The 22,688-nt window shown below is 63.0% G+C and carries 19 protein-coding genes; 16 read left to right on the forward strand and 3 right to left on the reverse strand.

The genetic code is table 11. The annotated features are described in order from the left end of the window. The first annotated feature begins 68 nt into the window (after positions 1-68). The gene (locus NVB75_RS30860; RefSeq protein ID WP_017478853.1) at positions 69-953 is read left to right on the forward strand and encodes a LysR family transcriptional regulator; all 885 of its coding nucleotides are present in this window, start codon (positions 69-71) and stop codon (positions 951-953) included. An 8-nt stretch (positions 954-961) separates the two neighbouring features. On the opposite strand, the gene NVB75_RS30865 is transcribed toward NVB75_RS30860, so the two are convergent. After that, positions 962-1,675, reverse strand: a complete 714-nt coding sequence (locus NVB75_RS30865; protein WP_258344731.1) for a cupin domain-containing protein — start codon at positions 1,673-1,675, stop codon at positions 962-964. A gap of 21 nt (positions 1,676-1,696) precedes the next feature. Beyond that, positions 1,697-2,548 carry a GNAT family N-acetyltransferase gene (locus tag NVB75_RS30870; RefSeq protein ID WP_258344733.1) on the reverse strand — a complete coding sequence of 284 codons (852 nt, stop codon included), beginning with the start codon at positions 2,546-2,548 and terminating at the stop codon, positions 1,697-1,699. 499 nt (positions 2,549-3,047) lie between these two features. Between NVB75_RS30870 and NVB75_RS30875 the strand changes: the two genes are divergently transcribed. The 12 genes from NVB75_RS30875 (at position 3,048) to NVB75_RS30930 (ending at position 17,085) form a co-directional block, all read left to right on the forward strand. Next, entirely contained in the window at positions 3,048-3,716 is a 669-nt protein-coding gene (locus tag NVB75_RS30875; RefSeq protein WP_258344735.1) for a haloacid dehalogenase type II, read from the forward strand. 21 nt (positions 3,717-3,737) lie between these two features. Then, a complete protein-coding gene (locus tag NVB75_RS30880; protein ID WP_258344736.1) occupies positions 3,738-5,012 on the forward strand; it encodes an FAD-binding oxidoreductase in 1,275 nt (424 codons plus the stop codon). A gap of 95 nt (positions 5,013-5,107) precedes the next feature. Further along, positions 5,108-6,745, forward strand: coding sequence for an ABC transporter substrate-binding protein (locus NVB75_RS30885; protein ID WP_258344738.1), 1,638 nt, complete (start codon positions 5,108-5,110; stop codon positions 6,743-6,745). A gap of 13 nt (positions 6,746-6,758) precedes the next feature. Next, on the forward strand, positions 6,759-7,715 hold the full coding sequence (locus tag NVB75_RS30890) for an ABC transporter permease (RefSeq protein ID WP_017478859.1): 957 nt from the start codon (positions 6,759-6,761) through the stop codon (positions 7,713-7,715). Then, positions 7,712-8,587, forward strand: coding sequence for an ABC transporter permease (locus NVB75_RS30895; protein ID WP_258344740.1), 876 nt, complete (start codon positions 7,712-7,714; stop codon positions 8,585-8,587). The genes NVB75_RS30890 and NVB75_RS30895 overlap by 4 nt, the downstream gene beginning before the upstream one ends. Position 8,588: 1 nt before the next feature. Next, positions 8,589-10,430 carry an ABC transporter ATP-binding protein gene (locus NVB75_RS30900; protein WP_258344741.1) on the forward strand — a complete coding sequence of 614 codons (1,842 nt, stop codon included), beginning with the start codon at positions 8,589-8,591 and terminating at the stop codon, positions 10,428-10,430. Then, a complete protein-coding gene (locus tag NVB75_RS30905) occupies positions 10,427-10,735 on the forward strand; it encodes a (2Fe-2S)-binding protein (protein ID WP_076014590.1) in 309 nt (102 codons plus the stop codon). The genes NVB75_RS30900 and NVB75_RS30905 overlap by 4 nt, the downstream gene beginning before the upstream one ends. Continuing rightward, a complete protein-coding gene (locus NVB75_RS30910) occupies positions 10,717-12,096 on the forward strand; it encodes an NAD(P)/FAD-dependent oxidoreductase (protein ID WP_258344743.1) in 1,380 nt (459 codons plus the stop codon). Before NVB75_RS30905 ends, NVB75_RS30910 begins: the two co-directional genes overlap by 19 nt. Further along, the gene (locus NVB75_RS30915) at positions 12,093-13,247 is read left to right on the forward strand and encodes an FAD-binding oxidoreductase (protein WP_258344744.1); all 1,155 of its coding nucleotides are present in this window, start codon (positions 12,093-12,095) and stop codon (positions 13,245-13,247) included. Before NVB75_RS30910 ends, NVB75_RS30915 begins: the two co-directional genes overlap by 4 nt. After that, on the forward strand, positions 13,244-14,401 hold the full coding sequence (argE, locus tag NVB75_RS30920; RefSeq protein ID WP_258344745.1) for an acetylornithine deacetylase: 1,158 nt from the start codon (positions 13,244-13,246) through the stop codon (positions 14,399-14,401). The genes NVB75_RS30915 and argE overlap by 4 nt, the downstream gene beginning before the upstream one ends. Positions 14,402-14,518: 117 nt before the next feature. Further along, a complete protein-coding gene (locus NVB75_RS30925) occupies positions 14,519-15,979 on the forward strand; it encodes an NAD-dependent succinate-semialdehyde dehydrogenase (protein ID WP_258344746.1) in 1,461 nt (486 codons plus the stop codon). A gap of 20 nt (positions 15,980-15,999) precedes the next feature. After that, positions 16,000-17,085, forward strand: coding sequence for a tartrate dehydrogenase (locus NVB75_RS30930; protein ID WP_258344747.1), 1,086 nt, complete (start codon positions 16,000-16,002; stop codon positions 17,083-17,085). A gap of 1,943 nt (positions 17,086-19,028) precedes the next feature. On the opposite strand, the gene NVB75_RS30935 is transcribed toward NVB75_RS30930, so the two are convergent. Beyond that, complete coding sequence (locus NVB75_RS30935) at positions 19,029-19,955, reverse strand: glyoxylate/hydroxypyruvate reductase A (protein WP_258344748.1); 927 nt, start codon at positions 19,953-19,955, stop codon at positions 19,029-19,031. A 193-nt stretch (positions 19,956-20,148) separates the two neighbouring features. On the opposite strand from NVB75_RS30935, the gene gabT reads away from it, so the two are divergent. Genes gabT through NVB75_RS30950 form a run of 3 tightly spaced genes read left to right on the forward strand, consistent with a single transcriptional unit; the run spans position 20,149 to position 22,668 of the window. Then, positions 20,149-21,441 carry a 4-aminobutyrate--2-oxoglutarate transaminase gene (gabT, locus tag NVB75_RS30940; RefSeq protein ID WP_258344749.1) on the forward strand — a complete coding sequence of 431 codons (1,293 nt, stop codon included), beginning with the start codon at positions 20,149-20,151 and terminating at the stop codon, positions 21,439-21,441. Positions 21,442-21,489: 48 nt separating this feature from the next. Beyond that, entirely contained in the window at positions 21,490-22,134 is a 645-nt protein-coding gene (locus NVB75_RS30945) for a 2-haloalkanoic acid dehalogenase (RefSeq protein ID WP_258344750.1), read from the forward strand. A gap of 45 nt (positions 22,135-22,179) precedes the next feature. Further along, positions 22,180-22,668: an Lrp/AsnC family transcriptional regulator gene (locus NVB75_RS30950; protein ID WP_010449292.1), complete on the forward strand. Its 489-nt coding sequence runs from the start codon at positions 22,180-22,182 to the stop codon at positions 22,666-22,668. Positions 22,669-22,688: the final 20 nt, after the last annotated feature.

Below are 22,688 nucleotides of genomic sequence, written 5' to 3' on the forward strand. Positions count from 1 at the left end.
CTGAACTCTACTCAGCTTTCCTTAAGTTGTGGTTCAATCATGGCTAATCAATCATTAAGTAAAATTGAATGATTTCCATCGAAGACCTGCGGCTGGCCGTCACCCTTGCGCGCTCTGAATCACTGAGCGCTGCGGCCAGAGCCCTGAACGTCACCCCGCCGGCGCTCTCCATGCGCCTGCGTAAACTGGAGACCTTCCTGGGGCTGACCCTGGCCAATCGTGATGCCCGACGCCTCAGCCTTACGGCAGATGGCGAGCGGTTCTCGCGAGAAAGTGCGCTGCTGCTGGAGCAGCTCGAAGCGCTGCCGGAATCGTTCAGGCAAAAGGATGAAACGCTGGTGGGCACCTTGAGGTTGGCGGCGCCATTTGGCTATGGTCGGCAGCGAATCGCACCGCTGTTGGCGCGTTTTGCCAGGATGCACCCCCAGCTGTGCCTGCACCTGGATTTGCGCGAGACCCCCTGGCCTGATCGTCATGACAGCGATGCGGTGATTCACATCGGCCATCTCAATGACAGCCTGTGGACGGCGCGGTCGCTCACGCCCAACGAGCGCTGGTTATGCGCGAGCCCAGCCTACCTGCAAGCCCACGGTGTGCCGTCATCACCGGATGAACTGGCGTCCCATCGCTGCATTTGCATTCGTGAAAATGATGAGGACGTCACGCTGTGGCACCTGCGCAAGGGGCAGGGCCGCAAGACGCTGCGCGTGGAGCCGGCGTTGCTGAGCAACGATGGCAGCGTTGCCCGGCGATGGGCCGAGCAAGGCTTGGGGTTGGTGCTGCGTTCGCAGTGGGATGTCAGCGACGCCGTTGCCAGCGGCAGCCTGGTGCGCGTGTTGGCAGACTGGAGTTTTGACAGTGCGCCGATCATCCTCCTGGTGCCGTCGCGCAAGCTTCGCAGCCCGCGCGTCCAGGCATTGGTGGCGTTTATGGAAGAGGCGCTGAAAGCCTGATCTGCGCCTTATTTCACGGCGTAGACCTTGCGTACATACACCGTGCTGTTCCAGGCACACGGCGCACCTTTGGCCACGAATACCGTGTCGCCACGGTTGACCGTCACCGCAACCCCCTCGTCGTCTTGCAGCGTGACGCTGCCTTCGAGCAGGTGCATCAATTCATGCAGTTTGTGCGGGCGGCCGTGGCGGGCGTAGGGCGTCGAGTCCCAGATGCCGATGCGCAACTCAGTGACCTCATCATCGAACAGGTTGCACGCGCGACACTGCGGGGTAGGGCCGATCAGGATCTGTGGCTCGGGCGCGGCGGAGGGATTGAGCAGGGTATGCCGGGCGAGCAAGGTCAGGCCCGGGCGCGCCGGAGCATCGGCTTGGTCGACCGCGCAGAACGCCCATTGGCTGCCTGCGCTCGCCTGCACCGTGAGGCGTGTACCACGACCGATCACGGCGCTGCTGCCGATCCCCAGTTCCAATGTCTGTTCTGCACTGCCGAGCACCACATGGCCTGCGTGCACCACCAGTGTTTCGCTGTGGGGGAAGTCTTCGATCACGGCTTCGCCGCTAAAGGTCACCAGCCCTGCGGACACGCCATCGTCGCCCAGCCAGGCGAGTTGGCGGGTGTCGCCGAAGGGGTCCAGCGTGCTCAAGGCGCCGGTATTGAAAGACGTGGCAACTCGGCTGCCGTCGGCGCGAGCCAACAGCAGGATACGGGGAGAGGACATGGGAATGCTCCGGGAGGAAAGTCAGCCGATCGCCTGGGTGATCAGGGCAAAAGGGAGTACGCCGTGGCTGGCCCGGGGCGGCGTGCCCAGTGCCATCTGCGCGACGGTGTCGATGTTCTTCAGGCCGGCGCTTTCGAGCCAGTCGCTGAGGCCGCAGGCGACGGGAATGTCGATGCGGACAAAGGCATCCGGCACCTGGGCCAGCAGTACCGCGATCAAGTGCTTGGCCTGATCGATGTTTTCGGCAACCACCGGGCCAATGCAGCGCCCACGACCAAACGGCCGCAGCAGGGCGAAGCCGCGTAGCTGGCCATCGCGCTCGATGCCCACCGCGTGTTCCACCTGCAGGTCACGCAGTACTTCGCGGCGGTCCAGGCCACTGGCGGCTTTGGCCAGCGCGAGCAGGCTGGTGTGGTCGTCGGCGTGCAGGGCGCGGCAGGTTTCGCCATCGGCCAGTCCCGGCAGGGCGGGCACCAACGCCTGGCCCTGATGTTGCTGCACTCGCCCAAACTCGACAAACCCCTGGCTGGTATACAGCGGGGCGCCGGCGAGGGTGGCGTTGAGGACCGGCGTGCGTGCATCGCACGCGGCGAGGGCTTTTTCCATCAAGCGACGGCCGATGCCCTGGCCCTGGTAGTCATTGCTGACGATCACCAGGCCGATGGTGGCGTAGTCGCCCTGGGGGCAGGTGAAGGCGCTGCCGATCAGACGCTCGCCATCCATCACCACGAAACCATCGCTGACACGTTGCAACATGGCCCAGTCTTCCAGGCGGTGAGGCCATTTGAGTTGCACCGACAAGGCATGGGCGGCCGGCAAATCGGCCGTGGTCATCGGGCGGTATACATAAGCAGGGTGTGGCAGGGCGGACATGGCGAGCCTCCATAGAGCGTTTTGTGCAGCACGAGGCTGCTTGTATCCCACCTGTTTTAGAGGCTGGCAAGTGGGTCGGGAATATTCGGCAGATTCCTTGGGCTGTGTGTTGCGCGGCCACAGTTACTACTTAATTGGGGTAGGGGGGCAGCAGCAAATGCCAAGGGTGTTTTCCGAGTACATCTCCATCGCGCGGTCACGGCCATGCAAGCAATCCCGGCCAGCCACACTTTCTGCCGCCTGCACCCCCGTCCTTAAGCCTTTCTGCCCCCAAAAGCCCCCTAAAAGCGCACAAACACAGGCCCTGCCCAAGCCTGGCGCGCACCGCAAAGTCTGCTGAGCCCGGCCACCAAAACGGTGGTTTGTATTGAGCGAAGGTCTTTTTAGACGGCATATGCTGATTTCACAGTGGTGTAATGAACCTGTGCTGCAACGAGGCGGAGCCGCCGCCAGGGCAGTGAACGCTTGTCACACTCAACGAACTTCAGGACCGCACTCCATGAGCTTTCTTCGTCCCAAATTCATTACGTTCGACTGCTACGGTACGCTGACCAACTTTCATATGGGCACCATGACCCGCGAGCTCTTCGCCGATCGCATCACCTCTGAGCAGATGGACCAATTCGTCAAGGACTTCTCCGCCTACCGCCTCGACCAGGTCATGGGCGACTGGCGCCCTTACGACGAAATTCTCAAGACCGCTCTGGCCCGTACCTGCAAGCGCTGGGGTATCGAGTATCGCGAGGAAGGCCAGCTGTATTACGACGCTGTGCCGACCTGGGGCCCCCACGCGGACGTGCCGGCCGGCCTGTCGAAGATTGCCGACAAGATTCCCCTGGTGATCTTCTCCAACGCCAGCGACAGTCAGATCATGTCCAACGTCGACAAGCTCGGCGCGCCGTTCCACAAAGTATTCACTGCCGAACAGGCCCAGGCCTACAAGCCGCGCCTGGCCGCCTTCGAATTCATGCTCGATAACCTGGGTTGCGGTCCGGACGACATCTTGCATGTGTCTTCCAGCTTCCGTTATGACCTGATGCCGGCCCATGACATGAAGATCAAAAACAAGGCGTTCGTTGCCCGTGGCCACGAAGTGCCAGGCAACGCGTTTTACGGTTACCAGCAGATCACCGATATCGGTGGGCTGCCAGCGTTGGTCGGTCTGTAACAGCACACCAAGGGGTAAAGCATGGGCAGTGAATCCTATTGGCTCGACACCGCACCGGCGTTCACCGGTGCCCAACTGGGCAGCTTGCCCGGGCAGGTCGATGTGGCGGTGGTCGGTGGTGGCTTCACTGGCCTGGCGGCGGCGCGTGCGTTGGCGAGCAAAGGGGCGAGTGTGGTGGTGCTCGACGCCGGCCGCGTGATCGGTGAGGCCTCGGGGCGCAACGGTGGCCAATGCAACACCGGCGTGGCCCAGGATTATGCCGGGCTGCACGCCAGCCTCGGTGCCGCCAAGGCGCGCGCCTATTACCAGGCCTATGAAAGCGCGGTGCAGACCGTCGTTTCGTTGGTCGAGCAGGAAGGGATTGCCTGCGACCTGGTGCGCAACGGCAAGCTCAAGCTGGCGGCCAAGCCCCTGCATTACGAAGGCCTGGCCCGCACCTGTGAGCTGATCCGCCAGGAGGTGGATGCCGATGTCGCGTTGCTCAGCGCCGAACAGACCCGTGCCGAAGTCAACTCGACCCAGTTCCACGGCGGCTTGCTGCAGCGCAATGGTGTGCAGATGCATGTCGGTCGCTTCGGAATTGGCCTGGCCGAGGCGGCCGCGCGGCGTGGCGCGATGATCTACGAGCACACTCCCGTCAAGGATTGGAAGGCCCAGGCCGGCGGTTATCAGGTCAACACCGCCAAAGGCTCGCTGCACGCCGGGCAAGTGCTGCTGGCCACCGGCGCCTGCCAGCATGGCGACCTCGGCTGGTACCGCCGGCGCATTGTGCCGGTGGGCAGTTTTGTCATCGCCACCGAAGTCTTGCCCCAAGCGTTGATCGATCAGTTGCTGCCGCTGCGTCGCGCCTATGTGACCAGCCGCATGATCGGCAACTATTTTCGCCTGACCCCGGACAACCGCCTGCTGTTTGGCGGGCGTGCCCGGTTTGCCATGTCTGACAGCGTCTCCGACGCCAAGAGCGGCAAGGTGCTGCAAGCGGCGATGCTGAACATGTTCCCGCAGTTGGCGCACGTGAAGATCGACTACTGCTGGGGCGGCCTGGTGGACATGACGTCCGACCGCCTGCCCCGCGCCGGCCAGCATGGCGGCGTGTTCCATTCCATGGGCTACAGCGGCCATGGCGTGCAGATGTCGGTGCACATGGGCCAGGTCATGGCCGACGTCATGGCGGGCAACACGGCAGCCAACCCGTGGGGTGAACTGGAATGGCCGGCGATCCCCGGGCATTTCGGCAAACCCTGGTTCCTGCCGTTCGTGGGCGCCTATTACCGTTTCCAGGACTATTTGCACTGAGTTGCCGTTGTTGCGTGACCGTCGTTTGCGTTTCCAGGACGCTCCGGACATCCGTGAGCACTCGATTCTTCCGATTATCGACAGGTAGCCTTGCTATGACTGACAACAAAAACACACCCGAGCTCATCTCCGGCCAGGAAAGCCTGCGGGTGTTCGAAAGTCTCAACCGTGGCATGTCGCGCCGCAATGCCCTGCAAATGCTAGGCGTTGCGGGGGTCGCCGCCGCTGGCGCGGGCAGCCTGTTCGGCGCCGCCGGCAAATTGTTCGCCGATGAAGCGGCCACCGAGGGCAAAGGCAAGCCGGGCGGCAAGATCCGCGTGGCCGGCATGTCCAGCTCCACCGCCGACACCCTCGACCCGGCCAAGGGCGCGCTGTCCACCGACTATGCACGCCACTACATGTTCTACAACGGCCTGACCCGTTTCGATAAGCACCTGGTGCCGCAACTGGAACTGGCTGAGCGCATCGACAATACCGACGCCACGGTGTGGACCATCACCCTGCGCAAAGACGTGACCTTTCACAATGGCAAGGCCCTGACGGCCGCCGACGTGGTGTTCTCCCTGAACCGCCACAAAGACCCGCTGACCGGCTCCAAAGTCATGCCGCTGATGGAGCAGTTCGCCGAGATCAAGGCCAGCGGGCCGAACGAGGTGCAAATTCGCCTTAGCGCGCCCAACGCCGAGTTGCCGTCGATCCTCGCCGTGTCGCATTTGTTGATCGTTCCCGAGGGCACCACCGACTTCAACAAAGGCATTGGCACCGGCCCGTTCACTGTCGGTGAGTTCAAGCCGGGTGTGCGCTCGATTGCCGTGCGCAACAAGAACTACTGGAAACCGGGTTTGCCGTACCTCGACGAGATCGAGTTCATTGCCATCGCCGACGAGCCATCGCGGGTCAACGCGTTGCTGTCGGGCGACGTGCACATGATCAACGAGGTCAACCCGCGTTCCACCACGCGCATTGCCGCGAGTACCAAGCACCGGGTCGTGGATGCGCCGTCGGGCAACTACACTGACTTGATCATTCGCCAGGACCAGTTACCCGGCAAAAGCCCGGAATTCACCCAGGCCATGAAGCTGCTGCTCGACCGTGAGCAGGTCAAGTCTGCGGTGTTCCGTGGGTTTGCCGTGGTGGGCAACGACCACCCGATCGCGCCGGGTTCACGTTACTTCAACGCCGACTTGCCGCAGACGGTCTACGACCCGGAAAAAGCCAGGTTCCTGCTGAAGAAAGCCGGCATGGAAAGCATCACTATGCCGGTCATGGCATCGCCAGCCGCCACCGGTTCGGTGGACATCGCCGTGCTGTTGCAGCAATCGGCGAAACAGGCCGGGCTCAAGCTGGACGTGAACCGCCTGCCGAGCGACGGCTACTGGTCCAACCACTGGATGAAGCACCCGTTGAGCTTCGGCAACATCAACCCTCGGCCGAATGCCGACGTGATGTTCTCGCAGTTCTTCCAGTCGAAGGCGCCGTGGAACGAATCCGGCTGGCAGAACGATCAGTTCGACCAGCTGTTGATGCTGGCCCGTGGCGAAACCGATGACGCCAAGCGCGCCAAAATGTATGGCGACATGCAGACCCTGGTGCACGACCACTGCGGTATCGGTGTACCGGTATTTATCAGCAACATCGACGGTGTCGACCAGCGCATCAAAGGCTACGGCACCAACCCGCTGGGCGGTTTCATGGGCTACATGTTTGCCGAGCAGGTGTGGTTGGACGCGTGAGGAGGGCAGTGCGATGAATGGCAATACACTGTGGTTGATCGCCCGGCGTTTCGGCGCCGGGGCCGTGACCTTGTTGATCGTGTCCATGGTCGTGTTCGCGATCACGGCGGTGCTGCCGGGGGACGCGGCGCAGCAATCCCTCGGCCAGTTCGCGACCCCTGAGCAGGTGGCGGCACTGCGCCTGAAGCTGGGGCTGGACCAGCCCGGTGTGTTGCGTTACCTGCACTGGTTGATGAGCCTGCTCACCGGCGATCTGGGTGTGTCGGTGTCCAACGCCATGCCGGTGGGTGAACTGATGGCGGGCCGGGTGCCCAACACCCTGATGCTGGCGGGCGCCACGGCGCTGGTCTCGGTGCCGGTGGCACTGGTACTGGGTATTGGCTCGGCGATGGGCCGGGGCGGGCGCATCGACAGCTGCCTGAGCTTTATTACCCTGGCGATGGTCGCGGTGCCGGAATTTCTGGTGGCAACCCTGGCGGTGCTGATTTTCGCGGTCAACCTCGGCTGGTTGTCGGCGCTGTCTTACGCCAGCGACATCACCTCACCGCTGCAATTCATGCGTACCTATGCCTTGCCGGTGATGACGCTGTGCTGCGTGATCGTCGCGCAAATGGCACGCATGACCCGCGCCGCCGTGATCGACCAGCTCGACAGCCCCTACGTGGAAATGGCCCGACTCAAAGGCGTCAGCCCCATTCGCATTGTGCTGCGCCATGCCCTGCCCAATGCCATCGGGCCGATTGCCAATGCTATCGCCCTGAGCCTGTCCTACCTGTTGGGCGGGGTGGTGATCGTCGAAACCATCTTCAATTATCCCGGCATTGCCAGCTTGATGGTCGATGCCGTGACCAACCGTGACATGGCGCTGGTGCAGGCGTGCACCATGTTGTTCTGCGCGGCCTACCTGGGGTTGGTGCTGATCGCCGACCTGTGCGCAATCCTGTCCAACCCGAGGCTGAGAAACCAATGAACCCGCTCATTGCGAAATCCAAGCCTGTGTCCTCCGCGCTGGCCCTCGCCAAGGTTTCCAGCGGCCCGTCCTGGCTGGGGCTGGTGGGCGCCGTAGTGTGCGTCGCCTGGTTGCTGGTGGCGCTGTTCGGCCCCTGGCTGGCGCCACACCCGGTGGGTGAAGTGGTGTCCGATAACATCTTCGAAGGCTTCAGCCTCACTCATCCGTTCGGCACCGACTACCTGGGGCGCGACATGCTCAGCCGGGTATTGGTGGGCGCGCGATTCACCGTCGGGCTGGCGCTGGTGGCGGCGTTGTTGGCCAGCACCTTTGGCACCGGGTGTGCGCTGCTCTCCGTGGTCTCGCCCAAGTGGCTGGACGAGATCATCAGCCGCATCATGGATGCCTTTATCTCGATCCCAAGCAAAATGCTTGCGCTGATCATGGTCTCGGCGTTTGGCTCGTCAGTGACGCTGCTGATCTGCACGGCGGTAATCAGTTACATCCCGGGCTCGTTCCGCGTTGCCCGCAGCATGGCGGTCAATATCGAGGCCCTGGAGTACGTGCAGGTTGCGCGCACTCGCGGCGAAGGCCGGTTGTACGTGGCGTGCATGGAAATCCTGCCGAATATGCTCAACCCGGTATTGACCGACCTGGGCCTGCGTTTCGGCTACATCGTGCTGTTGCTCAGCGGCATGAGTTTTCTCGGCCTCGGCGTGCAACCGCCAGACGCCGACCTCGGCTCGCTGGTGCGCGAAAACATCGGCGGCCTCAATCAGGGCGCGCTGGCCATCATCATTCCGGCGCTGGCCATTGGCACACTGACCATTGGTGTGAATCTGCTGATCGACTACCTGTCATCACGCCGTAGTCGACGCACGGGAGGCCATTGAAATGACCCAATTGATTCGCGTCGAAGACCTGCGTGTCGTTGCTGGAGACGAGCGCGGCGAAGTGGAAATCGTCAAAGGCGTGAGCTTTTCCCTTGAAAAAGGTGAAGTGCTGGCACTGATTGGCGAGTCCGGCTCGGGCAAGACCACCATTGCCCTGGCGTTGCTCGGCTATGCACGGCGTGGCTGTCGCCTGTCCGGCGGGGTGGTACAGGTCGGTGAACACGACATGCTCGCCTTGAGCGAAAAACAGCTGCAGGGCCTGCGCGGCAATCGCGTGTCCTATATCGCCCAAAGCGCCGCAGCGGCTTTCAACCCGGCCAAGAAACTCATTGACCAAGTGGTGGAAGGCGCGTTGATTCATGGCCTGGGCACCCGGGTCGAGCTCGAAGCCAAGGCCATCGGCTTGTTTCGCGACCTGGCCTTGCCCAATCCCGAGCGCATTGGCCGGCGCTACCCGCACCAGGTCTCCGGCGGGCAACTGCAACGGGTGATGGCGGCGATGGCGCTGATCAGCGACCCGGTGCTGGTCGTGCTCGACGAGCCGACCACGGCGCTGGACGTGACCACCCAGATCGACGTGCTGCGCGCCTTCAAACGGGTGGTGCGTGAGCGCGGCGCCACGGCCGTTTACGTGTCCCATGACTTGGCGGTGGTCGCGCAAATGGCCGACCAGATCGTGGTGCTCAATGGCGGGCAGATTCTCGAGCAAAGCGCCACGGCGCCGCTGCTCAAGGCGCCGGCCCACGAGTACACCCGCAGCCTGCTGGCTGCTGCGCGGCCAGACACCACCATTCGCCCGCCCAGCGGAATTGCCGAAGACGTGCCACTGCTGACCATCAGCGGCCTCACCGCCGGTTACGGCAACAAAAACATGCACGGCATGCCGTCAATTCGGGTGCTCGAAGACATCGATCTCACGGTGCGCCGTGGCCAGGCCATCGGCGTGATCGGCGAGTCGGGCTCCGGGAAGTCCACGTTGGCGCGGGTGGTGGCCGGGCTGTTGACCCCGGCCCTCGGCGGCCTGACCTTCGACGGACAACCCTTGGGCGGCAGCCTCGCCGAGCGTAGCCCGGAGCAGTTTCGCCGTATCCAGATGGTGTTCCAGAACGCCGACACCGCGCTCAACCCGATGCACAGCGTGGCGGCCATCCTCAGCCGCCCGCTGAAGATGTATTTCGGCCTCAAGGGCGCTGCCTTGAAGGCGCGCGTCGGTGAGTTGCTGGACCTGGTGCGCCTGCCGCGCACCTTGGCTGAACGTCGTCCCAACGAGCTGTCCGGCGGGCAAAAGCAGCGGGTCAACCTGGCCCGTGCGCTGGCGGCCAAGCCCGACCTGATCCTGTGTGATGAAGTGACCTCGGCCCTCGACACGGTGGTGGGCGCGGCGATCCTCGAACTGCTGCGCGACCTGCGCCAGCAACTGGGGGTGTCGTACCTGTTTATCAGCCATGACATCTCCACCGTGCGTGCGTTGTGCGATGACATTGTGGTGATGTACAGCGGCCACAAGGTGCAGGCCGGCAACCGCCAGTCGTTTGCCGAGCCACCGTTCCACCCCTACACCGACCTGCTGATTCACTCGGTGCCCGAGTTGCGCCAGGGCTGGCTGGAAACCTGCGGCACCACGTGCGAAACGCTGCCAGCGATTGGCGAGCGGGCCAACGTGCCGGAACTGTGCACCTTCCTCAATCGCTGCCCGGTACGCGTCGACGGCCTGTGCAACCGCACTGCGCCAAGTCGCCGCGCCCTCGACAACGGCGGTGAAATCCTTTGCCACCACGACAGCGCCCAGTTGCTGAATACCCAGCGGGGCGTCACCACCACCAGCTTGGGAGCCTATGCATGAAGGGGCGTTTTGTGAGGTTGGCCGAACAGGGCCGGCCGACGGTCAGCCTGACCGTGGATGGTGCAGCCATCGAGGCCTTGCAGGGCGACACCCTGATGGTGGCGCTGCTGACCCAGGGCAATGCGTTGCGCCAGTCGGAATTCGACAGCGGGCGCCGCGCCGGTTTCTGCCTGATGGGCGCGTGCCAGGACTGCTGGGTATGGACCCGCAGCGGTGAACGCCTGCGTGCCTGCTCCAATGAAGTTCGTGACGGGCTGGACATCGTTACCACACAACCGGAGGCGACATGGCCACTGCACGGGTAGTTATTGTGGGCGCCGGACCTGCCGGGGTGCGCTGCGCCGAAACCCTGTTGGCGGCGGGTATCAAGCCGATCCTGATTGATGAAAATCGCCGTGACGGTGGCCAGATCTACCGCCGCCAGCCCGACGGGTTCACCCGCGACTACACCACCCTGTACGGCAGCGAGGCCGCCAAGGCCCAGGACCTGCACCAGAGTTTCGATCGCCTGCGCGGTGCCATTGATTACCGCCCCGACACCCTGGTGTGGAACCTGACGCCGGGGCAACTGTGCTGCGTGAGCCAGGGCCGCCATACCACCGTGGAGTATGACGCGCTGATCCTGTGCACCGGCGCCACTGACCGCTTGATGCCCGTCGAGGGTTGGCAATTGGCGGGCACCTATAGCTTGGGCGGGGCGCAGATCGCCTTGAAAAACCAGGCCGTGTCCATCGGCCATCGCGTGGTGTTCATGGGCAGCGGGCCGTTGCTGTACCTGGTTGCCAGCCAGTACGTGAAGGCGGGCGCCGAGGTGGCGGCCGTGCTCGATACCTCGCCACTGAGCCTGCGCCTGAAGGCCATGCCCAAACTATTGGCGCGGCCTGGCCTGCTGTTCACCGGGATCAAGCTGCTGGCGCAACTGTACCGCGCCAAGGTGGCGGTGCACCTGGGGATCAAGCCGCTGCAAGTCATGGGCGACGCCGCCAAGGGTGTGATGGGCGTGCGGTTCGCCACGGGCAGTGGGCGGGAGGTCACGGTGCAGGCCGATGCCGTTGCGCTGGGTTATCACCTGCGCCCCGAGACGCAATTGGGCGATCTGGCCGGGTGCGCCATGGCGTTTGATCAGGCCTCCAGCCAATGGTGGCTGGCCACCGACGACGCCGGACGCACCTCGGTGAAGGGCGTGTACGCGGCCGGTGACGGTTCGAAGATTCGCGGCGCGGATGCCGCCGAACACGCCGGGCGCCTGGTGGCGTTGGCGCTGCTGGAAGACCTGCAGCAACCGGTGGACACCGGCTTGCGTGATGAACAACAACAGGCCTTGGCGGTGATGGACCAGTTCCGCCTCGGCCTGGCCCAGGCGTTTCCTTGGCCCAGTGAACAGGCCGGGGCCTTGCCAGACAGCGCCATCGTGTGCCGCTGCGAGATGATCAGCGCCGGCGAGTTGCGCCGCACGGTGAAGGAGAAGGGCGCCTGCGAGGTCAATCGCGCCAAGGCGTTCAGCCGCGTGGGCATGGGCCGTTGCCAGGGGCGTTATTGCTCCCAGGCAGGGGCTGAAGTGATCGCCGCCGCTGCCGGCGTGCAGGTCCAGGAGGTGGGTCGCCAGCGCGGCCAGGCGCCGGTCAAACCCTTGTCGATGCTGATCACCGAGGAGGTGCCTTCATGAGTGTACAAAAAGCCGATGTAGTGATTGTCGGTGGCGGCGTGATGGGCTCGGCGACCGCGTTTTTTCTACGGCGTCGCGGGCTGTCGGTGATCCTGCTGGAGCGCGACCAGATCGGCCAGTACGCCAGTGGCGTCAACTTCGGCAACGTGCGCCGGCAAGGACGCTTCCTTGGTCAACTGGCCCTGGCCAACCGCTCCTGGGCGTTGTGGAAGCGCCTGCCGGAACTGATCGATGATGACCTGGAGTTCATTCCCAGTGGCCACATGCGCGTGTGTTACCGCGAAGACGAAATCGCCGAGCTGGAAGCTTATGCAGCCGCGCCGGAAGCTGAACAGCTGGACCTGAAAATTTATCGCGGTGCCGAGCTGCATCGACGTTTCGGCTTCCTCGGTCCCGACGTCAAGGGCGGCTCCTATGCGCCTCACGATGGCCACGCCAACCCGCGCCTGGCTGCGCCGGCGTTTGCTCGCGCCGCACGACGCCTGGGGGCGCAGATTGAAGAACGCACTGAAGTCGCCGAGGTGCAGAAGGTCGGCGCCGACTTTCATATCACCACCACCGACGGCCGCCAGTTCCACGCCGCGCAACTGTTGATCACCGCCGGCGCCTGGGGCCAGAAACTCTCGGCGCAGTTTGGCGAACCGGTACCGCTGGACACCCACGGCCCGCAAATGGCGGTGACCGAGCCGGTGCCCTATGCATTGCCGACGGTGATCGGCGTCTACACCAAGATCCCGGAAGAAGTGATCTACTTCCGCCAGATTCCCCGGGGCAATATCGTCATCGGCGGCGGTTACCGCAGCAAGCCCGACATGCTCAACCGCCGCGCCTATGTGGAACCGCGCAGCATCCTCAACCAGGTCAGCCAGATGCGCCGCCTGCTGCCGGGCGTGGGTAACCTGAATATCATCCGCGTGTGGAGCGGCATCGAAGGCTACCTGCCGGACTCGCTGCCGGTGATGGGCGCCAGCGGCACCGTCGACGGCCTGTTTTATGCGTTCGGTTTTTGCGGCCACGGCTTCCAGCTCGGCCCGGGCGTCGGTGATGTCATGGCCGAACTGCTTGGCACCGGAAGCACCAGTACCCCGATCGAACCGTTCTCCATCACCCGGTTCGCCCCACCTGCCGAGCAACGGAGCCAAGCCTCATGAAACCCCGGGTTCTCGAGATTCTCAAACAGTTGATGGCTTTCGACACCGTGTCGTCGGAGTCGAACATGGCCTTGATTGAATATGTGCGCGACCTGCTGCTGAGCAAGGGCATCGAGTCGCTGATCGTCAAAGACCAGAGCGGCAAGAAGGCCAACCTGTTCGCCAGCACCGGGCCCAAGGAGCAGCCAGGGGTGTTGCTCTCCGGGCACACCGACGTGGTGCCGGCGGCGGGGCAGGCCTGGACTTTTCCCGCCTTCGCCGCCACCGTGCAGGACGGGCGTATCTATGGACGCGGCAGTTGCGACATGAAGGGCTTTATCGCCCTGGCCATCGACACGATGCTGGATGCCGCCGACCACCGCCTGAACCGCCCGCTGCAACTGGCGCTGTCCCATGACGAAGAGATCGGTTGCGTCGGTGTGCGACGTTTGCTCGACGTGCTGCACCTGGCGCCGGTGCGGCCGTTTCTGTGCGTGATCGGAGAGCCGACCAATATGCAGTTCGTGCTGGGCCACAAGGGCAAGGGCTCTTACCGCACGTATTGCCGGGGCCAGGAGGCCCATTCGTCCCTGGCGCCACGTTCGGTCAATGCGATTCATGTGGCGTGCGACTTTATCGCTGCCCTGCGCGATAGCCAGCAGCAACTGCAACACCACGGCGCACAGGACAGTGACTACGACGTGCCCTACAGCACCGTGCATGTGGGGCAGATCGTCGGCGGCAAGGCGCTGAATATCGTGCCTAACCTGTGCACCCTGGATTTTGAAGTACGCAACCTGCCTGCCGACGATCTGGACCCATTCCTGGAGCAGATGCGCGAGCGCGCTGAAGTGATCGTGCGCGAGGCACAGAAGTTGTCCAGCGTGGCGGCCATCGAAATCGAAACCGTCAATGTGTATCCCGGTCTCGACACCCACCCCAGCGTCGAAGCCGTGCGTTTTCTCAAGCAATTCGCCGCGCCAGGCACCGGCACTTCCAAGGTCTCGTTCGGTACCGAGGGCGGTCTGTTCAAGCAGCGCCTGGATGTGCCGGTGGTGGTGTGCGGGCCGGGTTCGATCGAGCAGGCGCACAAGCCCGACGAGTTTATCGAGATCAGTCAGATGGACGCCGGCGAGCGCTTTTTGCAAGGTTTGCTGGGTTCGCTTACGGCCTAGCAGAGCCTGCCGTCCTGGGGGCAATTTCAGCACGGGACGCTGCTTAAGCTGCGCTTTCGGCATCCTGATCCGCGGCACCTCCCTAGACTGGAGCGTGTCTCGGATCAGGACTCGACCATGCTCAAGAATCGCTTGCAAGACCCCAGCCTCCTGGCTGAACTCGCCTATGTGGATGGCCAGTGGATCGCTGCCGACAGCGGCGCCACCCTGGACATCCGCGACCCCGCCACCGGCCATTTGCTCGCTCAAGTTCCGGCCATGGACGGGGTGGATACCCGTCGTGCCATTGAAGCCGCCGAACGTGCCTGGCCCGCCTGGCGTGCACGCCCGGCCGCCGAGCGTGCGGCGCTGCTGGAGCGCTGGTACCAGGCGATGATCGACAACCTTGATGACCTGGCGCTGATCATGACTTGCGAGCAGGGCAAGCCGCTGAGCGAAGCCCGCGGCGAAGTGCGCTACGGGGCCGGTTTCGTCAAATGGTTCGCCGAGGAAGCGCGCCGGGTCTACGGCGAAACCATGCCCGCGCCCAGTGGCGACCGCCGCCTGCTGACCCTCAAGCAACCCGTGGGCGTGTGCGCCGCCATTACCCCGTGGAATTTCCCCAACGCGATGATCACCCGCAAATGTGCGCCTGCGCTGGCCGCCGGGTGCCCGATCATCGTCAAACCGTCGGACCTCACGCCAATGTCGGCCCTGGCCCTGGCGGTGCTGGCCGAGCGCGTCGGCATTCCGGCCGGGGTGTTCAATGTGATCACCGGCTTGCCCGCCGGTATTGGTGAGGAGCTGACCGGCAATCCGGCGGTGCGCAAGATTTCCTTCACCGGCTCCACGGCTGTCGGGCGCCTGTTGATGCGCCAGAGCGCCGAGCACATCAAACGCCTGAGCCTGGAGCTGGGGGGCAATGCGCCCTTTATCGTGTTCGACGACGCCGACCTGGAACAGGCCGTGGCCGGGGTGATGCTCAGCAAGTTCCGCAATGCCGGGCAAACCTGCGTATGCGCCAACCGCATCCTGGTACAGGCCGGTATCTACGCGCGTTTCGCCGCACGGCTGGTGGAAGAGGTAGGCAAGCTCAAGGTCGGTAACGGTCTGGAGGAGGGCGTGACCATCGGCCCGCTGATCAACCCGGCGGCGGTGAACAAGGTCGCACGGCATATCGACGATGCTTTGAGCCAGGGCGCGAACCTGTTGTGTGGCGCGATCCCCTCGGGTGACAGCCAGTTCGTGCAACCCACGGTGCTGGGCGACACCCACGCCGGCATGTTGCTGGCCAATGAAGAAACCTTCGGCCCGGTGGCACCGCTGATGCGCTTTACGGATGAAGCCGAGGCGCTGGCCCTGGCCAATGCCACGCCGTATGGCCTGGGCGCCTACTATTTCACCCAGGACCTGCAGCGCTCGTGGCGTTTTGGCGAAGCGTTGGAGTTCGGCATGGTCGGGCTCAACACCGGGATCATCTCCATGGAAGTGGCGCCGTTTGGCGGTATCAAACAATCGGGCCTGGGGCGCGAGGGCAGCAAGTACGGCCTGGACGAATACCTTGAAGTCAAAGCCTTCCATATCGGCGGCTTGAACTGAATTTTTGCGAGGCACGCACCATGAGCAAGGCATTCAGAATCGCCGCGATTGCCGGCGATGGTATCGGCAAGGAAGTGTTGCCCGAAGGGCTGCGGGTACTGCAACAGGCCGCCAGGATCTGGGACCTGAACCTGAGCATCGAAGTGCTCGACTGGGCCCACTGCGATTACTACCTGGAACACGGGCAGATGATGCCCGAGGACTGGTTTGAGCAGCTCAAGGGGTTTGATGCGATCTACTTTGGCGCCGTGGGGTGGCCGGACAAAGTCCCGGACCATGTTTCCCTGTGGGGTTCGTTGCTCAAGTTCCGCCGCGACTTCGACCAGTACGTGAACATCCGCCCGGTGCGGCTGTTTCCCGGGGTGCCGTGCCCCTTGGCCGGGCGCGAGCCGGGGGACATCGATTTTGTGGTGATCCGCGAAAACACCGAGGGCGAATATTCCTCGGTGGGCGGCAAGATGTTCGAGGGCACCGAGCATGAATTCGTGCTGCAGGAGTCGGTATTCACCCGGCGAGGTGTCGACCGCATCCTCAAGTTCGCCTTCGACCTGGCCCAGTCCCGCCCGCGCAAGAAGCTCACGGCGGCGACCAAATCCAACGGCATTTCCATCAGCATGCCTTACTGGGATGAGCGCACCGCATTGATGGCCGCCAACTACCCCGAAGTGAGTTGGGACAAGCAGCACATCGACATATTGTGCGCGCGGTTTGTGCTGCAACCGGACCGGTTTGATGTGGTGGTGGCGTCGAACCTGTTCGGCGACATCCTCTCCGACCTCGGGCCGGCGTGTGCCGGGACGATCGGTATTGCGCCGTCGGCCAACCTCGACCCCGAGCGGCGCTTTCCGTCGTTGTTCGAGCCGGTGCACGGCTCGGCGCCGGATATTTACGGGCAGAACATTGCGAATCCGATAGCGATGATCTGGTCGGGGGCGTTGATGCTGGATTTCCTTGGCAATGGGGATGAGCGGTATCGGGCGGCCCATGACGGAATCTTGCAGGCGATTGAGTCGGTGATTGCCGAGGGCGTGGTGACGCCGGATCTGGGCGGGAAGGGCTCTACTCAGGATGTCGGGCTGGCGATTGCCCAAAGGCTCCCGATCTAAAGCGCGCATGGTCAAAAAAAGTGGGGGCGGGCTTGCTCGCGAATGCAGGGGTTCAGTTGAAATATCTTTGTCTGACACCCCGCACTCGGCTGATCTGACACGGGGCACGGTGTCGCAGAGTTTGAACAGTTTTGTGCGGTGGCTGGAGGAGCACGGCCTTGCACTAACACCGTAGCAGCTGCCGAGCCCCAGCGAGGCTGCGATGACGTCGGCACAGTCGACATTGATGGTGCCTGACCCACCGCCATCGCGGCCTAGCTAAGGCTCGACGGCTCCCACATTGGGTCTTTGTCAGCCGCCAAATTGCGGGGGCCAGCTTGGCCATCAGCGCGTCGGAGGCTAATTGCATCAGTTACGCAGATTTTCTGTGGGAGCTGTCGAGCTTTAGCGAGGCTGCGATGGCGTCGGCACAGTCGACATTGATGGTGCCTGACCCACCGCCATCGCGGCCTCGCTAAGGCTCGACGGCTCCCACATTGGGTCTTGGTCAGTCGCCAAATTGCGGGGTGCCAGCTTGGCCATCTGCGCGCCGGAGGCTAATTGCATCAGTTACGCAGGTTTTTTGTGGGAGCTGTCGAGCTTTAGCGAGGCTGCGATGACGTCGGTACAGTTGACATTGATGGTGCCTGACCCACCGCTATCGCGGCCTCGCTAAGGCTCGACGGCTCCCACATTGGGTCTTGGTCAGTCGCCAAATTGCGGGGTGCCAGCTTGGCCATCTGCGCGCCGGCGCCTAATTGCATCAGTTACACAGGTTTTCTGTGGGAGCTGTCGAGCTTTAGCGAGGCTGCGATGACGTCGGTACAGTTGACATTGATGGTGCCTGACCCACCGCTATCGCGGCCTCGCTAAAGCTCGACGGCTCCCACATGGGGTCTTGGTCAGCCGCCAAATTGCAGGGTGTCAGCTTGGCCATCTGCGCGTCGGCGCCTAATTGCATCGGTTACACAGGTTTTCTGTGGGAGCTGTCGAGCTTTAGCGAGGCTGCGATGACGTCGGCACAGGCGGCATTGATGGTGCCTGACCCACCGCCATCGCGGCCTCGCTAAGGCTCGACGGCTCCCACATTGGGTCTTTGTCAGCCGCCAAATTGCAGGGTGCCAGCTTGGTCATCTGCACGCCGGCGCCTAATTCCATCAGTTACACAGGTTTTCTGTGGGAGCTGTCGAGCTTTAGCGAGGCTGCGATGACGCCGGCACAGTCGACATTGATGGTGCCTGACCCACCGCCATCGCGGCCTCGCTAAGGCTCGACGGCTCCCACATTGGGTCTTTGTCAGCCGCCAAACTGCAGGGTGCCAGCTTGGCCATCTGCGCGTCGGCGCCTCATTGCATCAGTTACACAGGTTTTTTGTGGGAGCTGTCGAGCTTTAGCGAGGCTGCGATGTGGTCGGCACAGTCGACATTGATGGTGCCTGACCCACCGCCATCGCGGCCTCGCTAAGGCTCGACGGCTCCCACATTGGGTCTTGGTCAGTCGCCAAATTGCGGGGTGCCAGCTTGGCCATCTGTGCGCCGGCACCTAATTGCATCAGTTACATAGGTTTTCTGTGGGAGCTGTCGAGCTTTAGCGAGGCTGCGATGTGGTCGGCACAGTCGACATTGATGGTGCCTGACCCACCGCCATCGCGGCCTCGCTGAAGCTCGACAGCTCCCACATTGGGTCTTGGTCAGCCTCCAAACTGCAGGGTGTCAGCTTGGCCATCTGTGCGCCGGCACCTAATTGCATCAGTTACGCAGGTTTTTTGTGGGAGCTGTCGAGCTTTCAGCGATCGTTCCCACGTTCAACGTGGGAATGCATCCTGTGACGCTCCGCGTCACCACTGCGCAAGACTTGAACCGTGTGCTGCTCGTTGGACGCAGAGCGTCCGGGGCTGCATTCCCACGCAGAGCGTGGGAACGATCACGTCAAGACAGGTGCTCCCGCATTTGGATCTCCACGCGTCAATAACCCTTGCGCCGATCCACTTCACCCACCATCTGTTCCCCACGTTCATACCGCCGGATATTCTCCAGCAACACCCCAAACGCACTCGTCGGTTGGGTCATCGCTGCGATATGGGGCGTCAGCACAATCTGCGGGTGATCCCAGAATGGATGATTCGCCGGCGCAGGTTCCTCTTGCAGCACATCCAGCACTGCGCCGCTCAGTTGCCCACTGCCCAATGCCTCCAGCAAGTCTTCCTCCACCAGGTGCCCGCCACGCCCCATGTTGATCAGCGCCGCTCCACGCGGTAACTGCGCAAACAGCTGGCGGTCGAGAATGCCTTGGGTCTGCTCGGTCAACGGCAGCACACACAACAGAATGTCGCACTGGCTGAGAAACGTCGGCAGTTGGTGTTCACCGGCGTAGCAGTCCACACCTGGCAACTGATGAGCACTGCGCGCCCAGCCCGACAGCGCAAACCCCAACGGCGCCAACGTTGCCAGAATCTGCTGGGCCTGGGTGCCCAGGCCCATCACGCCGACCCTGCGATTCACGGCCGGCTGCAACAGGTGTGCCTGCCAGCAACGCGCTGCTTGCTGCTGGCGATAGCGCAACATATCGCGGTGCAGGCTGAGCACCGCCCAACTGGCGTACTCGCACATGCCGCGGGTGATGCCGGGGTCGAGCAGGCGCACCACGGGCAGGTCGGGCGGCAGGCGGGAGAGGTCCAGTTGGTCGACCCCAGCCGACAAGGCAAACAGCACTTTCAGGTTGGGCAGTACTTGCTTGAGGTTGTCGGGCGCCTGCCAGGCGGCCAGGTAGTCCACCTCTTCGGCATTACCGATGTCGGGCCAGGCGCGCCATTCGATCTGCGGCGCGTGTTCGGCGAACAGTGCCTGCCAATGTTGGCCGCGCACCGGGTCAGCTTTGTATAGCAAGGCCATGGGCATTTCCTGCAGGGTTCGGGTAGCCCTCATCATCCCCCAAGCCCGGCGCAGGATCTGTTGAAAGGTGGGGGCAAAACAGTCGATCCGAATTTCTCACGGGCCAAGTTCGGCGTAGTTGGTTGCCCGCAAGCCTTACTCTGAACCGCATCGCAACCACTTTCCGGTTGCTGCATTCACGATGGGAACTGCCATGAATAGCAAGGTCGACGAAACCCCTCATTTGCTGCGTCAGCGCGATCAATTCGTTCCCCGTGGCCTGGTGACCGCTCACCCGTTGGTGATCGACCGTGCCCAGGGCGCCGAGTTGTGGGACGTGGATGGCAAGCGTTACCTGGACTTCGTCGGCGGGATCGGCGTGCTGAACATCGGGCATAACCATCCCAAGGTGGTGGCTGCGGTGCAGGCCCAGTTGCAGAAGGTCTCCCACGCCTGCTTCCAGGTGGTGGCCTACCAGCCTTACCTCGACCTGGCACAGCGGCTGTGCGAAATGGTCGGCGGGCAGGAAGCCTATAAGGCCGCGTTTTTCACCTCCGGCGCCGAAGCCGTGGAAAATGCGGTGAAGATTGCCCGCGCCCACACCAATCGTTCGGCGGTGATCGCCTTTCGGGGCGGCTTCCATGGTCGAACCTTGCTTGGCACCACGCTCACCGGTATGAGCCAACCCTACAAACAGAACTTCGGGCCGTTTGCACCGGAGGTGTTCCACACGCCGTATCCGAATGCGTATCGCGGGGTGACCAGCGAGCTGGCACTCAAAGCCCTGGATGAACTGCTGGCGACCCAAGTGGCGCCGGAGAGGATCGCGGCAATCATCATCGAGCCGGTGCAGGGCGACGGCGGTTTCCTTGCCGCGCCTGCGGAGTTTCTCCAGGCACTGCGTGCGTTGGCGGACAAGCATGGCATCGTGTTGATCCTGGATGAGATCCAGACCGGTTTCGGCCGTACCGGGACCTGGTTCGGGTACCAGCATGCGGGCATCCAGCCTGACCTGGTCACCGTGGCCAAGAGCCTGGCCGGCGGCTTGCCATTGTCCGGTGTGGTCGGCAAGGCGCACATCATGGATGCGCCGTTGCCCGGCGGCCTGGGCGGCACCTACGGCGGCAATGCGTTGGCGTGCGCGGCGGCGCTGGCGGTGATCAGCGCGTTCGAGCAGGAGCAATTGCTCGAACGCGGCCAACGGCTGGGCGAACGCCTGCGCCAGGGCCTGCTCGGTTTGCAGGCGCGCTACCCGCGTATCGGCGATGTGCGCGGCACCGGCTTCATGTTGGCGATCGAACTGATTCAGGATGACCCGGCGCGCACGCCGGACGCCGACCTCAACCAACGGCTGATCGATGAAGCCCGCGCCCGCGGGTTGCTGGTGATCAAATGCGGCGTGCATCGCAACGTGCTGCGCTTTCTCGCGCCGCTGGTGGCGACCGAGGCCCAGGTCGACGAAGCCTTGCAGATACTCGACGGCGCCTTGGCACGGGTCTTGAACTGAGCCTGTGCTTGTTCAGGGTGGACTGCATCATTGGAGACTTGACCCCACATGGGACTGACAGATTATCGAGCGTTGCTGATCGATTGCGATGAAGTGCTGGTGGACCGCGACTCGGGTGTGTTGGCCGCCTTGCAGCCGCTGCTCGACAGTCGTGGCGGGCAACCGCCCAGGGAGCAGGTACTGGCCGAGTACAACACGGTGGTCGCGAATCTCTACCCGCGCTTCGCCGAGTTGGGCTTCAGTGGCCTGCTGTGTTTCGCCCACCGCCAACTCGCCGAACGCTGGGGGCTCCACGCCAGTTGGGAGGAGGGCATGAGCTTTGCCCGCAGCGCCGGCAGTTGGGCGCTGTTCGAGGATGCGCCGGGGGCTATGCTGTATTTGCGCAAGTTCTATCGGCTACTGGTGCGTGGCGACCGTGACGCAGAGGATCGTGGCGTGTTGTGTGAGCGACTGGGTATTGCACCGGAAGATTTCATTTCCCTGGCCGATGACCTGCAATGGCTCAGCGCGCAAGCGGAGGATGTGCAACCGGTGCTGCATGTGACACGACCGTCGGTCGCGGCGCACGGGGTGCTGGACCGCTGTTTGATCGGCCGCCAGCGGCCCCGGCAGCCTTCGCCGTGCGCAGCGGAGTACTGCATCAGCAGCATGGCGGATCTGGTGGCTCAGCATCAGCTGTCTTTACGGCGCTGATTTTGCTAGAAGATTGTCTTACAAACGGCAGTCAAGAGGTACGTAATGGAAGGGCAAGTGAAGCTGGACCGGATCGATATCAGTATTCTGGTTGAACTGCAAAAGGACGGCCGGATGACCAATGTCAGTCTCGCCGACGCCGTGGGCTTGTCTGCCAGCCCGTGTTTGCAACGGGTCAAGCGGTTGGAGTCAGCGGGGTATATCTCCAGCTACAAGGCGCACTTGAACCTGGCCAAGATTACCGATTCGGTCACGGTGTTCACCGAGATCACCCTCAGCGACCATAAGCGCGAAGACTTCGCCAAGTTCGAATCCAATATCCGCCTGGTAGACGAAGTGCTCGAATGCCACCTGATCAGTGGTGGTTACGACTACCTGGTGCGCTTCATGACCCGCAGCATCCAGCATTACCAGGAAGTGGTGGAGAGCCTGCTGGACAAGAACATTGGTATCTCCAAGTACTTCAGCTATATCGTCATCAAGTCGCCGGTGCTCAAGGACGGCGTGCCCCTGCGTAAACTGCTGCGCCATTGAAGTCGCCTGCCGCGTGCAGG

It is taken from the genome of Pseudomonas sp. CBS, from assembly GCF_024734645.1.
Lineage (GTDB): Bacteria > Pseudomonadota > Gammaproteobacteria > Pseudomonadales > Pseudomonadaceae > Aquipseudomonas.

Excerpts from the sequence above, each read along its gene's own strand:
- NVB75_RS30935 (WP_258344748.1), bottom strand. The coding sequence starts at position 19,955 with ATGGCCTTGCTATACAAAGCTGACCCGGTGCGCGGCCAACATTGGCAG.
- NVB75_RS30860 (WP_017478853.1), top strand. The coding sequence starts at position 69 with ATGATTTCCATCGAAGACCTGCGGCTGGCCGTCACCCTTGCGCGCTCT.
- NVB75_RS30890 (WP_017478859.1), top strand. The coding sequence starts at position 6,759 with ATGAATGGCAATACACTGTGGTTGATCGCCCGGCGTTTCGGCGCCGGG.
- NVB75_RS30915 (WP_258344744.1), top strand. The coding sequence starts at position 12,093 with ATGAGTGTACAAAAAGCCGATGTAGTGATTGTCGGTGGCGGCGTGATG.
- NVB75_RS30870 (WP_258344733.1), bottom strand. The coding sequence starts at position 2,548 with ATGTCCGCCCTGCCACACCCTGCTTATGTATACCGCCCGATGACCACG.
- NVB75_RS30880 (WP_258344736.1), top strand. The coding sequence starts at position 3,738 with ATGGGCAGTGAATCCTATTGGCTCGACACCGCACCGGCGTTCACCGGT.
- gabT (WP_258344749.1), top strand. The coding sequence starts at position 20,149 with ATGAATAGCAAGGTCGACGAAACCCCTCATTTGCTGCGTCAGCGCGAT.
- NVB75_RS30950 (WP_010449292.1), top strand. The coding sequence starts at position 22,180 with ATGGAAGGGCAAGTGAAGCTGGACCGGATCGATATCAGTATTCTGGTT.
- NVB75_RS30925 (WP_258344746.1), top strand. The coding sequence starts at position 14,519 with ATGCTCAAGAATCGCTTGCAAGACCCCAGCCTCCTGGCTGAACTCGCC.
- NVB75_RS30895 (WP_258344740.1), top strand. The coding sequence starts at position 7,712 with ATGAACCCGCTCATTGCGAAATCCAAGCCTGTGTCCTCCGCGCTGGCC.
- NVB75_RS30865 (WP_258344731.1), bottom strand. The coding sequence starts at position 1,675 with ATGTCCTCTCCCCGTATCCTGCTGTTGGCTCGCGCCGACGGCAGCCGA.
- NVB75_RS30945 (WP_258344750.1), top strand. The coding sequence starts at position 21,490 with ATGGGACTGACAGATTATCGAGCGTTGCTGATCGATTGCGATGAAGTG.
- NVB75_RS30910 (WP_258344743.1), top strand. The coding sequence starts at position 10,717 with ATGGCCACTGCACGGGTAGTTATTGTGGGCGCCGGACCTGCCGGGGTG.
- NVB75_RS30885 (WP_258344738.1), top strand. The coding sequence starts at position 5,108 with ATGACTGACAACAAAAACACACCCGAGCTCATCTCCGGCCAGGAAAGC.
- argE (WP_258344745.1), top strand. The coding sequence starts at position 13,244 with ATGAAACCCCGGGTTCTCGAGATTCTCAAACAGTTGATGGCTTTCGAC.
- NVB75_RS30900 (WP_258344741.1), top strand. The coding sequence starts at position 8,589 with ATGACCCAATTGATTCGCGTCGAAGACCTGCGTGTCGTTGCTGGAGAC.
- NVB75_RS30930 (WP_258344747.1), top strand. The coding sequence starts at position 16,000 with ATGAGCAAGGCATTCAGAATCGCCGCGATTGCCGGCGATGGTATCGGC.
- NVB75_RS30905 (WP_076014590.1), top strand. The coding sequence starts at position 10,427 with ATGAAGGGGCGTTTTGTGAGGTTGGCCGAACAGGGCCGGCCGACGGTC.
- NVB75_RS30875 (WP_258344735.1), top strand. The coding sequence starts at position 3,048 with ATGAGCTTTCTTCGTCCCAAATTCATTACGTTCGACTGCTACGGTACG.